This is a genomic window from Mycobacterium sp. URHB0021 (assembly GCF_054057895.1).
Genome location: NZ_JBSRZT010000002.1, coordinates 4,764,480 through 4,779,430, shown reverse-complemented (window position 1 = coordinate 4,779,430; position 14,951 = coordinate 4,764,480). Strand labels below are relative to the sequence as shown.

Genomic DNA, 14,951 nt, shown 5'->3' with positions numbered 1-14,951 from the left:
GTCGGCCCTCGCGCCAGAACTTTCAGCGAACTGGCAGCTGAACTCAGGCAGACCGTCAGGTCCGGACGATGGCGAACGAATGCCCTTCCAGCCGCAGTCCGTTCGCGTCGAGCACCGGTGAACCCCACTGGGCGACCAGTTGGCCCGCCAGTGGCAGCGTCGTCGTTTCGGTGCCGAGGTTGCATGCGATGGACAGCGAGCCGCGGTGCATCACGATCCACCGCCGGCTCTCGTCGTAGTCGACACGCATGTGGCCCAGCCACGGATCGGCCAAGTCGCGCTCGGTGTGGCGCAGTTCGATCAACCGCTGGTACACCCGGCGCAGTCGGCCGTGTTCACCGTCGTCGATCTCGTTCCAATCGAGCTTGGACCGCAGGAACGTCTCGGGATCCTGCGGATCGGGAATCTCGTCGGCGTCCCAGCCGTGTTCGGCGAACTCCCGCTTGCGCCCCTCGGCGGTGGCCCGGGCCAGATCCGGCTCCGGGTGCGAGCTGAAGAACTGAAACGGTGACGACGACCCCCACTCCTCGCCCATGAAAAGCATTGCGGTGTAGGGAGATCCGAGTGCGAGCGCGGCCTTGACCGCGAGCTGGCCGAAGGTCAGGGTCTGTGACGGCCGATCGCCGGTCGCGCGGTTGCCCACCTGATCGTGCGTCAGGGTATATGCCAGCAGGCGGGTTGCCGGAATCGTCGCCGTGTCGAGGGGCCTGCCGTGCCGGCGGCGGCGGAATGAGGAATAGGTGGCCGCGTGGTAGTACCCGTGCTTCAGCGTCTGCGCCAGCGTCTCGATCGTCCCGAAGTCGCCGTAGTAGCCCTGCCGTTCGCCGGACACGGCCGCGTGGATGGCGTGGTGGATGTCATCGTCCCACTGCGCGGTCATGCCGAGGCCGCCGCGGTCGCGGGGCGTGATCAACCGTGGATCGTTGCGATCGCTCTCGGCGATCAATGACAGTGGACGTCCGAGTTGGGTTGCCAGCGCGTCTGTTTCGGTCGACATCTCCTCGAGGATGTTGATGGCCGTGGTGTCGACGAGTGCGTGTACGGCGTCCAGTCGCAGGCCGTCTGCGTGGAACTCGCGCATCCACCGCAGCGCGCAGTCGAGTATGTAGCGGCGCACATCGTCGGCGTCGGCATCGGAGATGTTGATCGACTCACCCCACGGGTTGCTGCCCGACGCCATGTACGGACCGAACCGCGGCAGGTAATTGCCCGAGGGGCCGAGGTGGTTGAACACCGCGTCGATCAGCACCCCCAGTCCGCGGGCATGTGCAGCGTTGACAAGGCGCACCAGACCGTCCGGGCCGCCGTATGGTTCGTGCACCGCGTACCACAGCACGCCGTCATAACCCCAGCCGTGCGTGCCGCCGAACGCGTTGACGGGCATCAGTTCGACGAAGTCGACACCGAGGTCGACCAGGTAGTCCAGCTTCTCGATCGCCGCGTCGAACGTGCCGTCCGCCGTGAACGTGCCGGTATGCAGTTCGTAAATCACCGCGCCCTCGATCGAGCGGCCCGGCCAATCGCGATCGGTCCAGGCGTCGGCGGGTGCCTGCCACAGCTGGGACCGTTCGTGCACACCCTCGGGTTGGCGCGGCGAGCGAGGGTCGGGCAGCACGGTCGGGTCGTCGTCGAGCACGAAGCCGTAACGGGCGTCCGGGCGGGTTCTGACGTCGGTGCGCCACCAGCCGTCCGCCGAGCGCGTCATCGGGTACAGCGTGCCGTCGACGTCGAGGCGGACCCGGTCGGGCCGCGGCGCCCACACCGAGAAGTCAGTCACGGGCCCGCTCCAGAAGCACAACCGGCAACTCCGCGAACAGGTCGGTGACCGACACCGGGCCACTGAACCGTGCGGAGCCGATCCGGTCCATCCACACCCCGGTGGGAAGCGTCATCATCGTTTCGCCCCAGCCCTTTTCGGCGAGCAGCACCGAATGCCGCGTGGCGGCGGTGACCACATCGCTACCGCGCATGAACGCCACCAGATGCGCGGCGGCGGGCCCTTCGGCCAGCAGCGGTGTGTAGCCGCCCTCGGTGAAGCTCTCCGGTCGATCGCGGCGCAGCCGCAGCGCCGCCGTCACCACCCGCATCTTGGGGTCGCTGGCTGCGGCCAGAGCTGCGCGTCGGGCCTGGTAGTCCACCGGCCGCCGATTGTCCGGGTCGACCAGACTGTCGTCGGTGAGTTCGGTGCCCTGGTAGACGTCGGGCACGCCGGGGGCCGTCAGCTGAATCAGCTTCTGGCCGAGACTGTCGCTGCGGACATGCTCGTCGAGGCGGACCGCCAGAGACGTCAGTTCGGTGGCGATCGGTCCGTCGATGACCGCATCGATCCAGGCGTGCACCGCGGTTTCGAACTCGGTGTCGGGGTCATTCCACGAGGTGTGCACCGCCGCTTCGCGGATCGCCTTCTCCGCATAGGCGTGCAGGCGGTCGCGTAGTGTGTCGTGGACCGCACCGTCGAGCGGCCAGATGCCGAAGATGTTCTGCCACAGGAACAGACCGGTCATCGGGTCGGGAGACGGCGTGCGTCGTTCCCATGCGCTGACGAACTCCGCCCACAGCGACGGCACCTGCGAGAGCACGCCGATCCGCGCCCGCACATCTTCGCCCCGCTTGGTGTCGTGCGTGCTCAGTGTCGTCATCGCCTGCGGCCACAACTGTGCGCGAATCGCGGCCCGCCCGTGGTACTCGGCCAGGCTCACCCCGAACCGGTCGGGCTCGCCGCCGACCTCGTTGAGCGAGACCAGCCGCGGGTCCCGGTAGAACAGGCAGTCCTCCATCGACTTGGCCGTCGCCGCGCCGCACAGCTGCTCCAGCCGCACCGCCGCTTCGGCACGTGCGGCCACAGCGGCGGCGATGACGGCCAAGGGCTCCGCCAATTCCGGTCTGTCGGTGACCGTTTCGGCCAGCGCGGTCGGCAGCACGGAGGACACGGTCAAGTAATCGGTGCGGTACACGCCGACATGGCTCAACAGCGCGGCCACCGCATCGGGCAGATCGGGGTGGTCAGCCAGATCGACGCCCGTGGCCGCCACGATCGTGCGGCACAGCCGGGCCAACTCGCTGTTCAGCGTATGCGTGACGGCGTGGGCCTTGAGCCTGCGGGCAAGCCGGTTCATCTCGTGGTAAGCGGCGCCGGTCGAGTCGACGAGGTCGGTCAGCGGGCCGGCGCCCGCGGAGTCGATGAACACACCGCCGATCTCCCGCAGGGCGTCGTAGCCGGTGGTGCCGGCGACCGGGAGGCTGGGGTCGAGCGGTTCGTTGACCGCCAGGATCTTCTCGATGACGATCCAGGCCTGCGGTCCGACCGCCTCGCGCAGCCAGGCGAGATAACCCGCCGGATCGGACAACCCGTCGGGGTGGTCGACGCGCACCCCGTCGACCAGGTTCTCGGCGAACCAGCGCTTGACTTCGGCGTGGGTGGCGTCGAACACCGACCGGTCCTCCTGGCGCAGCGCGGCCAGCGACGTGATCGAGAAGAACCGCCGGTAGCCGCACACCCCACGCCGCCACCCGATCAGCCGGTAGTGCTGGCAGTCGTGCACCTCCGCGCCGGTGCCGGTCGCGGTGCCCGGCGCGATCGGGTAGACCAGGTCGCCGAGTCGCAGCGTATCCCCATCGACCACCAGATCGGCGACATCGTCGTCGGAGCCCAGGACCGGCAACACGATTCGGCCGGAGTCGAGATCCCAGTCGATGTCGAAGAACGAGGAGTACGGCGAGTCGCGGCCGTGCTTGAGCACATCCCACCACCACCCATTCTGGTCGGGCTTCTCGACGCCGACGTGGTTGGGCACGATGTCGACGATCAGCCCCATGCCCCGGGCCCGCGCCGCCGCCGACAACCGGGCCAGGCCCTGCGCACCGCCCAGTTCGGCCGACACCGTGGTCGGATCGATGACGTCGTAGCCGTGTGCGGAACCGGGGGCCGCGGTCAGGATGGGGGACAGGTACAGGTGTGACACGCCAAGGTCGTCGAGGTAGCCGAGTAGGTTCTCGGCGTCGGCGAAGGTGAACGCGCTGCCGCTCGCCGAACCACGCATCTGCAGCCGATAGGTCGACAGCACTGGAGATGGCATGCCTCAGGCGGTCTTTCGCAGCACGAGCAACGACCGGGGCTGCAGCGAGATCTTCTCTCCGGCGGCCACCACGAGGTCGGTGGCGCCCGTCGGATCCGCGGTGTCGAAGTCGGCAGTCCACTGTTTGGCGTACTCGCCCTTGGGCGCCACGAAATCCTGTGCCTCGTCGAGCGCGTTGAAGCACAGCAGGAACGAGTCGTCGACCACCCGCTCGCCACGGTCGTCGGGCGCCGTGATGGCGTCGCCGTTGAGGAACACCGCCACACACTTTCCCAGGCCGGTGCCCCAGTCCTCGGGGGTCATCTCCTTGCCGCCGGGGGTCAGCCAGGCGATGTCGCGGGCCTGGTCGCCGCTGCGAATGGGCTTGCCCTCGAAGAACCGCCGGCGCCGGAAGACCGGGTGATGCTTGCGGAACTGCACTACCTTGCGCGTGAAGGCCAGCAGGTCGGCGTTCTTCTCGCAGAATGACCAGTCCATCCAGGAGATCTCCGAGTCCTGGCAGTACACGTTGTTGTTACCGCCCTGCGTGCGGCCGATCTCGTCGCCGTGGGAGATCATCGGCGTGCCCAGCGACACCATCAGCGTGCCCATGATGTTGCGCATCTGTTTACCGCGCAACGCGAGGATGTCAGGGTCGTCAGTGGGCCCCTCGACCCCGCAGTTCCAGGACCGGTTGTGACTTTCGCCGTCTCGGTTGTCTTCCCCGTTGGCCTCGTTGTGTTTCTCGTTGTACGACACCAGATCGGCCAGCGGAAAGCCGTCGTGGCAGGTGACGAAGTTGATGCTCGCGCTCGGCCGCCGCCCGGTGGCCTCGTAGAGGTCCGAGGATCCGGTCAGACGGGAGGCGAACTCGCCGAGGGTTGCGGGCTCGCCCCGCCAGTAGTCACGCACAGTGTCGCGATACTTCCCGTTCCACTCGGTCCACAAACCTGGAAAGTTGCCTACCTGATAACCGCCCTCGCCGACGTCCCACGGCTCGGCAATCAGCTTCACCTGGCTGACCACCGGATCCTGTTGGACAAGGTCGAAGAACGCCGACAGCCGGTCGACGTCATAGAACTCCCGGGCCAGCGTCGCCGCCAGGTCGAAACGGAATCCGTCGACATGCATTTCCAGTACCCAGTACCGCAACGAGTCCATGATCAGCTGCAGGGTGTGAGGATGGCGCGCGTTGAGGCTGTTGCCGGTGCCGGTGAAGTCCTTGTACAACCGCGCGTCGCCGTCGAGCAGCCGGTAGTAGGCGGCGTTGTCGATGCCGCGGAAGCTGATGGTGGGCCCGAGGTGGTTGCCCTCGGCGGTGTGGTTGTAGACCACGTCGAGGATCACTTCGATGCCGGCCTCGTGAAAGGACCGGATCATCGTCTTGAACTCGGCGACCGCGCCGCCGGCGTGTTTGTTCGCCGCGTACTGGTAGTGCGGTGCGAAGAAGCCGAAAGTGTTGTAGCCCCAATAGTTTCGCAGACCCAGGTCGAGCAGCCGGTGGTCGTGCATGAACTGGTGCACCGGCATCAGCTCGATCGCCGTCACCCCGAGCGACTTGAGGTGGTCGATGATCGCCGGATGTCCCAGGCCGGCGTAGGTGCCACGGAGTTCCTCCGGGACGCTCGGATGGGTCTGCGTCATGCCCTTCACGTGGGCCTCGTAGATGACGGTGTCGTGATACGGGGTGATCGGCGGGCGGTCGGAAGCCCACTGGAAGAACGGGTTGATCACCACGCTGGTCATGGTGTGACCCAGTGAGTCGATCTCCGGCGGTGTGCCGCCGGATGCGAGGTCTTCGGCCTTCAGGTCGTAGGAGAACAGCGCCTGGGTGAACTCGAACTCCCCGTGGAACGACTTGCCGTACGGGTCGAGCAGCAGCTTGCTCGGGTCGCAGCGGAGGCCCGCCGTGGGATCCCATGGCCCGTGGACGCGGTATCCGTAGCGCTGGCCGGGTGTCACCGTGGGCAGATAACAGTGCCAGACGTAGCCGTCGACCTCGTCGAGGTTGATCCGCTCCTCGGTGCCGTTCTTGGCGATCAGGCACAGCTCCACCCTCTCGGCCACCTCGGAGAACAATGAGAAGTTGGTGCCCGCGCCGTCGTAGGTGGCGCCGAGGGGATAGCTGGTGCCCGGCCAGACGGTGGGCACCGGGGCAGGCTCGAGCGACGACATCAGGCGGCCCACCACCCGGTGGCGGCGCCGATCTGGCGTCCGAGTTCACCTGTCATCGTGCGCATGTAGGTAGTCGAGATGTGGTGGGCGTCGCGGTACAGCAAGACATTTCCCTCCACGGCGCGACAGATGTCCTTGCGGCACACCGCATCGCTCATGTCGAGCGGCTTCAGCAGCGGGAACTGCGCGACGAAATCCAATGTTGGGTTGTGATCCGACAGTACGGCGGATCGCTTGATCCCGCAGGAGATCGCGTCGCCGCCCTTGGCCAGACAGTCGGACGGGAAGTATGGCTGGCCGTTGCGCACCAACCACGGGGTGTCGCGCATGGCTAAGATCGGAATCTTGTTGTCCGACAATGTCTTCCAGATACCGATGTATGTGCCGGGCATCACATCGCCCGGTTTGATGTTCCACGGGCGGGTCGACGTCGTGAACACAAAGTCCGGGTGATCGGCGATCAGCCTGGGCATCACGCGCTCGTTCCAGGTGCGGCACCCCGGATACGGGCGGTTGTCACCCATCACCAAGGGCAGCCGCTCGGTAGTCAGCGGACAGCCCATCTTCATGTAGGTCACGACCTTGAAGTGGTGCATCCGGCCCAGCAGATCCAGAGCGGTGATCCAGTGCTCGGCGTGTGAGCCGCCCGCCAAGGCGATGGTGCGCGTCGCCGTCTTGTCGCCGAACGTGCACGTGACCACGGTCGAGTTGTCGAAGTCGCTGATGCAGCCGTCGGTGGTGGTTATCGGGAGGTCGCCCTTGGCCTCCAGAACCGTCGGCCGCATCGGCAGCTTGGGCACCCTCGCATGATTGAGCAGGGCGCGGGCACCCGGATAGTCGCGCGACGACAGCAGGGACAGCTCATTGCCGTTCGCGCGTTGCACGATGACGTGCTCGCGCCACGTGAACGACGTCGCCGTCAGCGTCACGCCGAGCAGTGCGACGGTCGAACCCAGCACGATCGTCGGCCGGCGCAACCGGGTCCGCAGCGGAATGGTGACCGTCGCGGTGGCGGACTTGCGGTACCGCAGCGGATTTTCCACGTACCTGGTGGTGAGCCAGGCGAGCGCGCCGGAGACCAGCAGCACGATCGCGCCCTCGACGAAGTTGACGCGCGGCAACCCGGTGTAGGACAGCCAGAAGACCAGCAGCGGCCAGTGCCAGAGGTAGAGCGAGTAGGCCATCGCGCCCAGGGAGACGAACGGAGCGGTGGCGAGCAGGCGGTTGGGCGCCGGAAGCCGGCCGTTGGTGTGCGGATCGGCGTTGCGGTTGGCGGCCGACAGGATGAACAGAGTGGTCGCGCCGACCGGCACCAGCGCCCACGGGCCGGGGAATTCCTTGACGCCGTCGATGAGCGCGCCACACGACAGGATCGCGGCCAGCGCCACCGCCGCGACGGTCGTGCGCAGCCACATAGGCCAACGCAGGTAGGGCACCAGCGCGCCGATCAGCGCGCCGACCAGTAGTTCCCACGCCCGGGCGAAGCTGTTGTAGTAGGCGGTCGACTGATCGGCGTTGTGAGCAAAGATCGCGTAGACGAAGGACGCGATGGTCAGTGCGCTCAGCAGCACCACAAACGAAATCCGCATGTATTTGCCGAGAAAACGGCGGAACAGACAAGCGAACACAAAGATCAGCGCAAGGAAGCCGAGGTAGAACTGGCCTTGTACGGACATGGACCAGATGTGCTGCAGGGGGCTGACCGCCTCACCGGCGCGAAGGTAGTTCGACGCAGTGTTCGCCAGCTCCCAGTTCTGGTAGTAGCCGAGGCTCGCCAGGCTCTGGTCGGCAAACGTCTCCCAGCGCGTCTCGGGCTGGATGAGGATGGTCAGCACGGCCGAGACGGCGAGCACCACGACGAGCGCGGGCAGCAGCCGGCGAATCAGCCGGGTGATCTCGGGCACCGGCCACAGCGATGCGCCGGGGGTGAGCGCGGTGCGCAACAGTCGTCCGCCGAAGAAGAACCCGGACAACGCCAGAAAGACGTCCACGCCGCCCGACACGCGGCCGAACCACACATGGAACACCGCGACGAGGGCGATCGCGATCCCGCGCAGTCCGTCGAGATCGTGTCGGTAAAAACCTGATGTGCGTGCACCCCCGGAAGTTTCGGTGGTGCGCGGAGCGGAGCCCGGGTCGGTGGTGGATGCCGCCCGGGGAGGGGCGAGGGTCATCATGGTCGACGGTTAATCTACCTAAGATCGCCTGGTGCCTCACGCCACCTGCGATCCGTCACAGCCCGTGAGCAAAGGATCAGGCTGGTGTTGACCCCCGCGGAGATCAGTGCGATCGACGCTGCACACATCTGGCATCCCTACAGCACCATCGGCGCCGAGGCGCAGCCGCCTGTAGTGGCGGTCGGCGCCCGTGGAGCGTGGCTGACGCTGGCCCGCGACGGGCGCCGGGTCGAGGTGCTCGACGCGATGGCCTCATGGTGGACCGCGATCCACGGCCACGGCCACCCGGCGCTCGACACCGCGATCTCTCACCAGATGGCGACGATGAACCACGTGATGTTCGGTGGCCTGACACACGAGCCCGCCGCCCGGCTGGCGCAGTTGCTCGTCGACATCACTCCACCCGGGCTCGAAACCGTCTTCTTCAGCGATTCGGGATCGGTGTCGGTCGAGGTCGCGGTGAAGATGGCGCTGCAGTACTGGCGGAGTATCGGCCGCGGTGACAAACACCGGCTCATGACCTGGCGTGGCGGGTACCACGGCGACACCTTCACGCCGATGAGCGTCTGCGACCCCGACGGGGGCATGCACGAGCTGTGGACCGACGTGCTCACCGCCCAGGAGTTCGCGCCGCAGGTCCCGACGGCCTACGACCCGGCCTACAGCGAATCGTTCGCCGCGCAGATGGGCGAGCACGCGGAGGAACTGGCCGCCGTCATCGTCGAACCCGTGGTCCAGGGCGCGGGCGGCATGCGGTTCCACGACCCGCGATACCTGAGGGACCTGCGCGAGGCGTGTACGCGCCACGGAGTCTTGTTGATCTTCGACGAGATCGCCACGGGATTCGGCCGCACCGGCGAGTTGTTCGCGGCCGACCATGCCGGCGTCAGCCCGGACATCATGTGCGTCGGCAAGGCGCTCACGGGGGGCTACATCACACTGGCCGCGACGCTGTGCACCCGTGACGTCGCGACCACCATCAGTGCGAACCAGCCCGGCGCGTTGATGCACGGCCCGACGTTCATGGCCAACGCGCTGGCATGTGCGGTCGGTGTGGCGTCGGTCGAGTTGCTTCTCGCCGATGACTGGCAGGCGGGTGTGCGACGCATCGAGAGTGGCCTGCGCGACGGCCTGGCGCCCGCCTCGGCGCTGCCCGGCGTCGCGGATGTGCGCGTGCTGGGCGCGATCGGCGTGGTCGAAATGACGAAACCGGTCGACCTGCGGGTGGCGACGCCTGTCGCGCTCGAGCACGGCGTCTGGCTGCGTCCCTTCCGCAACCTCATCTACGCCATGCCGCCCTACATTTGCACCGACGCCGAGGTTGCGCAGATCACGGCGGCGATGGTCGGCGTTGCCCGTGCGCTAACCTGAACACCGTTCAAGGGGGCAGGGAGGAGCATCGGGTGAGACACGTCGGCCTCTCGCCGCTGGCCTGGCTTGGCGACGTCGAGCAGCAGCGGCGTTCGGCAGGCCTACGGCGATCGCTGCGGGTCCGGCCGCCGGTCGGCGCGGAGTTGGATCTGGCATCGAATGACTACCTGGGCCTCTCCCAGCATCCGGACGTGATCGACGGCGGCGTTGCCGCGCTGCGCACGTGGGGCGCCGGTTCGACGGGCTCGCGGCTGGTCACCGGTAACACCGAACTGCACGAAGAGTTCGAAACCGCACTCGCGGATTTCGTCGGCGCCGAGTCGGCCCTGGTGTTCTCGTCGGGCTACACCGCCAACCTGGGCGCCGTTGTCGCGCTGTCCGGCGCGGGTTCGCTTCTGGTGTCGGATGCCCTGACCCACGCATCCCTGGTCGACGCCTGCCGGCTGTCGCGGGCGCGGGTGGCCATCACGCCGCACCGCGATGTCGCCGCGGTCGAGGCCGCCTTGAGTGGCCGCGACGAAGACCGGGCCGTCGTCGTGACGGACTCGGTGTTCTCCGCCGACGGGGTGATGGCACCGCTGCGGGCGCTGCACGACGTGTGCCGCAGGCACGGTGCGCTGCTCATCGTCGACGAGGCCCACGGCCTGGGGGTGCGCGGCGACGGCGGTCGGGGTCTGCTGCACGAGGTCGGCCTCGCCGGTGCCCCCGACGTGGTGATGACGACGACGTTGTCCAAGGCGCTGGCCAGTCAGGGCGGTGTGGTGCTCGGACCGGCCGCGGTGCGCGACCATCTGATCGATGCCGCGCGGCCGTTCATCTTCGACACCGGCCTGGCGCCGGCCGCCGTCGGCGCGGCATCGTCAGCGCTGCGGGTGCTGATCGACGAACCGTGGCGCGCGGCAGCGGTGCTGCACCATGCCGAGGCGTTGGCGACGATGTGCGGCGTTTCCGGGCGGCCGGATTCGGCGATCGTCTCGGTGATCCTGGGCGAGCCGGAGGTGGCTTTCGCGGTGGCGGTGGCGTGTCTGGACTGCGGGGTGCGGGTCGGCTGCTTCCGCCCACCGACAGTCCCGGTGGGCACGTCGCGGCTGCGGCTGACCGCCCGAGCCTCGCTTTCCGCCGACGAGATGGCGTTGGCCCGCGAGGTGCTCACGGCCGTGCTTTCGTCACGCCCGTGAGCATTGTCATTGTCACGGGTACCGACACGGGCGTCGGCAAGACGGTGGCGACGGCGGCACTCGCATGTGGTGCGCGGCTGGCAGGACTCGACGTCGCCGTGTGCAAACCGGTACAGACGGGCAGCGCGGACGGCGATGACGACCTCGCCGACGTGGCACGGCTTTCGGGCGTCACCGAACTGCACGGGCTGGCAACGTTTCCCGAGCCGTTGGCGCCTGCGGCGGCCGCCGAGCGTTCCGGGCGCCGATTGCCGAGCAGCGAGGAGTTGGTGGCGTGGGTGCGCAACGTCGACGCACCCAACCGGTTGACGTTGGTCGAGGGGGCCGGCGGTCTGCTGGTGGAAATCGCCGCAGGCGGGTTCACTTTGCGCGACCTCGCGGGTGACCTCGCCGCACCGGTCCTCGTGGTCGTCCGACCCGGGCTGGGCACCCTGAACCACACCGCCCTCACGCTGGAAGCACTTGCCACACAAGGGGTTTTGTGCGCGGGGTTGGTGATCGGGGCCTGGCCCGTCCGACCGGACACCGCGCAAACCGGAAATCGTGACGTACTCGACCGCCTGTCGCCGCTGCGGGCGGTCCTGCCGGCGGGCGCCGGATCGTTGAGCCCCGCCGAGTTCGAGTCGATGAGCGCATCGGCGTTCGACCGGCAGTGGGTCGCGGGCCTGGTCGGTTAGATGGTCCACTCGATCGAGCTGATCTTCGACCCGGACACCGAGACGGCCGTCCGGCGGATCTGGGATGACCTGCGCGAGGCGGGGATACCCAGCCAGGCGCCTGCGAGCCGACCGCACACCACCCTCACCGTCGCCGAGCGCATCGACCCCGAGGTGGACGCGGTGCTGGCGTCGCTGCTGCCCCGGTTTCCCGTTGCCTGCCGGCTCGGCGCGCCCTTGTTCTTCGGCAGGGCCAAGGCGGTGCTCGCCCGGCTGCTGGTGCCGACGATCGAACTGCTCGACATCCACGCGCAGGTGCACCGAATATGCCTGCCGCACCTGCATCGCGGGCCGACGCCGAACGCGCAACCGGGAGAGTGGACAGCGCATGTCACGATGGCGCGCCGGGTCGTGCCCGCCCAGATGGGTCGCGCGGTACGGATCGCGGGTAAGCCCTCGGAGATCGCGGGCAGCGTCATCGGACTGCGGCGCTGGGACGGAAATGCCAGGAGCGAGTACCTGATCAGGTGACCGTCTCCGCAACGCTTTTCGGCACGCACATCCGCCAGCCGTCGAGCACCAGCTCGCGCAACTCATCGAGATCGATCGCGTCGAGACGAACGTCAATCCAGTTGTAGCGCATGTCCGACGTGCGCGGCAGCATGAATTTGTCGGGCTCGGCGGCCACCATGGCCGCCCGTTCCTCTTTCGGGAAGGCGACGCCCATCACCGTCTCGTCCCGCGAGAATGCGACGAAGACGATGTCGCCCACCCGGAACTTGATCTGGTCGCGCACCACCACCTCGCAGGACCGGGGTAACGAGGCGGTGATACGCCGGACGTCGGCGACCGTGATCACGTCTCCGACGTTAGCCGGGCGGTCCGACACAGGGATGCTTTACGTCATGGTCCGGATTGCGATCGTCCGCACCGAGGCTCAGCGCCTTGCCGATGTGCTCGCCGTAACCGGCCCCGACGTGCGGTGTCCGACCTGACCGACGTCGAGCACGCTGTGCCGGCCCCGCCGCGGCCGCCGGACCAGACGGTCGGCTTCACGCGCCGGATGCAGACCTACGAGGCGACGATGCATCGGGTCGACGCCGAGTTGACGGCGGGGCTGCCGCTCGAGCCGGTCACACCCGACGTGGCTGCGGGCGCGGTGGACCATGCGGTCGACGTGATGTGGGGATGGCCGTCGGACGGGGCGGGATATGAGCCGCCCGCCGTCGTCGAGTTCATCGCTACCGATGCCGACAAGCGGTGGCTGCTCGAGGTCGGCGTCGTGACCGACTGGCCGAGAGCGGTGCGGGCTTCGGCCGGTCAGCCGACCGCTACGGTCAGTGCACTCGTCATCGACCTCACCCTGTGGACATGGGTCCGTGGCGGGTCAAATCGACATCTCGGGTGAGGCGGCGTCGGTCGCGGCCCTATCCGAGGTCGTCAACCACGGCATGCGGTGACCCGCTGTGCGCGGCAATGCCGTCGACAAGCAGCCGAAGTCCGAACGTGAACCGTGCGCTGGGATCCTCGGTGAGGACGGACTGGCCATCCGGCAACTCGGCCCCGGCGGCATCCCACTGCAACCGCGACTGCTCGTCGGCGGTGAAACCCAACACGTAGTACACGACCGTGCGCGCGGCCAGATCGCAGTGCGCGGGCTCGACACCGGCCTCCGCGGCGCAGTCGGCGAGCGACGTGAGAATCCGCGCCATCGCCGCGGACTGCCCGGCGGCGAAGCTGGCCGACACCAATTCGGCGCCGTCGGTGTGCGAGAGCAGTGCGTTCCGCAGCCGCTCACACAGGCCGGTGATGCGGTCGCGCCACCCCGCGGTCACGTCGCCGACGGGCGTCAGGATCTGGTCGGCCACGGCCCCCAGTAGCTGCTGCTTGTTGGCAAAATGCCAGTACAACGCGCCAGGGGAGACGTCGAGCTCGCGGGCCAGCCGCCGCATCGTCAGATCGGCGATGCCGTAGCTGTCCAGCAGGGCCGTCGCGGCTTCGACCACGTCGCGTTTGTGGAGCTGCACCCCGGTACCCTAACCTGAACGCTGTTCAAGACGCGATGAGTGCGTGCGCGAAGAGCCGAGGAACAGGCACGGGAGGAGCACGGTGAGCGACATTCTGGCGGAGGCCCGCGAGCAGGTACTCGAGCGCGGCGAGGGCCTGAACCAGGATCAGACGCTACAGGTGCTGCAACTGCCCGACGACCGGCTCGACACGCTTCTGGCGCTGGCCCACGAGGTGCGCATGGCCTGGTGCGGACCCGACGTCGAGGTCGAGGGCATCATCAGCCTGAAGACCGGCGGTTGCCCGGAGGACTGCCACTTCTGTTCGCAGTCAGGGCTTTTCGCATCACCGGTACGCAGCGCCTGGCTCGACATCCCGAGCCTGGTCGAGGCCGCCAAACAAACCGCGAAGACCGGCGCCACCGAGTTCTGCATCGTCGCTGCGGTGCGCGGACCCGACGAGCGGCTGCTGGCACAGGTCGCCGCGGGCATCGAGGCGATCCGCAACGAGGTCGACATTCAGATCGCGTGCTCGCTGGGCATGCTCACCGAGGAGCAGGTCGAGAAGCTCTCCACCATGGGTGTGCACCGGTACAACCACAACCTGGAGACCGCCCGATCGTTCTTCACCAATGTCGTCACCACCCATACGTGGGAGGAACGCTGGGACACCCTGCGGATGGTGCGCGAAGCCGGCATGGAGGTCTGCTGCGGCGGCATCCTCGGCATGGGCGAAACCCTCGAGCAGCGCGCCGAATTCGCGGCGAACCTGGCCGAGCTGGATCCGCACGAGGTGCCGCTGAACTTCCTGAACCCGCGTCCGGGCACGCCGTTCGGCGATCTGGACGTGCTGCCCGCGTCGGAGGCGCTGAAGGCCGTCGCCGCGTTCCGGCTCGCGTTGCCGCGCACCATGCTCCGGTTCGCCGGCGGGCGCGAAATCACGCTCGGCGACCTGGGCGCCAAGAAAGGCATCCTCGGTGGCATCAACGCGGTCATCGTCGGCAACTACCTCACCACGTTGGGGCGGCCGGCGGAGGCTGATCTAGAGCTGCTCGATGATCTGCGGATGCCGATCAAGGCGCTGAACGCCAGTCTCTAGCGCAAGTTTCCGGCAAGCCGATGGCCAATTTCAACGTCTACACTGGCGAACCCGCGGGTGGCGCGGTCCCCACTGCTGCCCGACTCGGCCTCGAACCACCCCGGTTCTGCGCGGAGTGCGGCCGTCGGATGGTGGTGCAGGTGCGGCCCGACGGTTGGTCGGCCAAGTGCTCCCGACACGGCGAGCTGGATTCGAAGGACCTGGAGACGCAGCGATGAGCCTCCCGGGCGAAGA

The 14,951-nt window shown here is 67.8% G+C and carries 13 protein-coding genes; 7 read left to right on the top strand and 6 right to left on the bottom strand.

Features of this window, described 5'->3' with window-relative positions:
• Nucleotides 1-55 precede the first annotated feature (55 nt).
• The 4 genes from treZ to ACVWWN_RS25795 are packed head-to-tail and all read right to left on the bottom strand — an operon-like array spanning nt 56 to nt 8,407.
• On the bottom strand, nt 56-1,777 hold the full coding sequence (treZ, locus tag ACVWWN_RS25810; protein WP_457146384.1) for a malto-oligosyltrehalose trehalohydrolase: 1,722 nt from the start codon (nt 1,775-1,777) through the stop codon (nt 56-58).
• The gene (gene treY, locus ACVWWN_RS25805) at nt 1,770-4,076 is read right to left on the bottom strand and encodes a malto-oligosyltrehalose synthase (RefSeq protein WP_457146383.1); all 2,307 of its coding nucleotides are present in this window, start codon (nt 4,074-4,076) and stop codon (nt 1,770-1,772) included. Before treY ends, treZ begins: the two co-directional genes overlap by 8 nt.
• 3 nt (nt 4,077-4,079) lie before the next feature.
• A complete protein-coding gene (gene glgX, locus ACVWWN_RS25800) occupies nt 4,080-6,230 on the bottom strand; it encodes a glycogen debranching protein GlgX (RefSeq protein WP_457146382.1) in 2,151 nt (716 codons plus the stop codon).
• Nucleotides 6,230-8,407, bottom strand: a complete 2,178-nt coding sequence (locus ACVWWN_RS25795) for an acyltransferase family protein (protein WP_457146381.1) — start codon at nt 8,405-8,407, stop codon at nt 6,230-6,232. The genes glgX and ACVWWN_RS25795 overlap by 1 nt, the downstream gene beginning before the upstream one ends.
• Before the next feature lie 75 nt (nt 8,408-8,482).
• Between ACVWWN_RS25795 and ACVWWN_RS25790 the strand changes: the two genes are divergently transcribed.
• The 4 genes from ACVWWN_RS25790 to ACVWWN_RS25775 are packed head-to-tail and all read left to right on the top strand — an operon-like array spanning nt 8,483 to nt 12,143.
• Nucleotides 8,483-9,778 (top strand): adenosylmethionine--8-amino-7-oxononanoate transaminase, encoded by a 1,296-nt coding sequence (locus ACVWWN_RS25790; protein ID WP_457149280.1) that lies wholly within the window; start codon nt 8,483-8,485, stop codon nt 9,776-9,778.
• Between the two features lie 32 nt (nt 9,779-9,810).
• A complete protein-coding gene (locus ACVWWN_RS25785) occupies nt 9,811-10,956 on the top strand; it encodes an 8-amino-7-oxononanoate synthase (protein WP_457146380.1) in 1,146 nt (381 codons plus the stop codon).
• The gene (gene bioD, locus ACVWWN_RS25780) at nt 10,953-11,633 is read left to right on the top strand and encodes a dethiobiotin synthase (protein WP_457146379.1); all 681 of its coding nucleotides are present in this window, start codon (nt 10,953-10,955) and stop codon (nt 11,631-11,633) included. Before ACVWWN_RS25785 ends, bioD begins: the two co-directional genes overlap by 4 nt.
• Nucleotides 11,634-12,143, top strand: a complete 510-nt coding sequence (locus ACVWWN_RS25775; RefSeq protein WP_457146378.1) for a 2'-5' RNA ligase family protein — start codon at nt 11,634-11,636, stop codon at nt 12,141-12,143.
• Here the strand turns inward: ACVWWN_RS25775 and ACVWWN_RS25770 are convergent.
• Nucleotides 12,136-12,471, bottom strand: a complete 336-nt coding sequence (locus ACVWWN_RS25770) for an MmcQ/YjbR family DNA-binding protein (protein ID WP_457146377.1) — start codon at nt 12,469-12,471, stop codon at nt 12,136-12,138. The genes ACVWWN_RS25775 and ACVWWN_RS25770 overlap by 8 nt on opposite strands.
• A 123-nt stretch (nt 12,472-12,594) precedes the next feature.
• On the opposite strand from ACVWWN_RS25770, the gene ACVWWN_RS25765 reads away from it, so the two are divergent.
• On the top strand, nt 12,595-13,020 hold the full coding sequence (locus ACVWWN_RS25765) for a hypothetical protein (RefSeq protein WP_457146376.1): 426 nt from the start codon (nt 12,595-12,597) through the stop codon (nt 13,018-13,020).
• A gap of 19 nt (nt 13,021-13,039) precedes the next feature.
• On the opposite strand, the gene ACVWWN_RS25760 is transcribed toward ACVWWN_RS25765, so the two are convergent.
• Nucleotides 13,040-13,639 carry a TetR/AcrR family transcriptional regulator gene (locus ACVWWN_RS25760; RefSeq protein ID WP_457146375.1) on the bottom strand — a complete coding sequence of 200 codons (600 nt, stop codon included), beginning with the start codon at nt 13,637-13,639 and terminating at the stop codon, nt 13,040-13,042.
• An 82-nt stretch (nt 13,640-13,721) separates the two neighbouring features.
• On the opposite strand from ACVWWN_RS25760, the gene bioB reads away from it, so the two are divergent.
• Together bioB and bsaP are read left to right on the top strand one after the other, a co-directional pair.
• Nucleotides 13,722-14,717: a biotin synthase BioB gene (gene bioB, locus ACVWWN_RS25755; protein WP_457146374.1), complete on the top strand. Its 996-nt coding sequence runs from the start codon at nt 13,722-13,724 to the stop codon at nt 14,715-14,717.
• A 20-nt stretch (nt 14,718-14,737) separates the two neighbouring features.
• Entirely contained in the window at nt 14,738-14,935 is a 198-nt protein-coding gene (gene bsaP / locus ACVWWN_RS25750) for a biotin synthase auxiliary protein BsaP (RefSeq protein WP_457146373.1), read from the top strand.
• Nucleotides 14,936-14,951 lie beyond the last annotated feature (16 nt).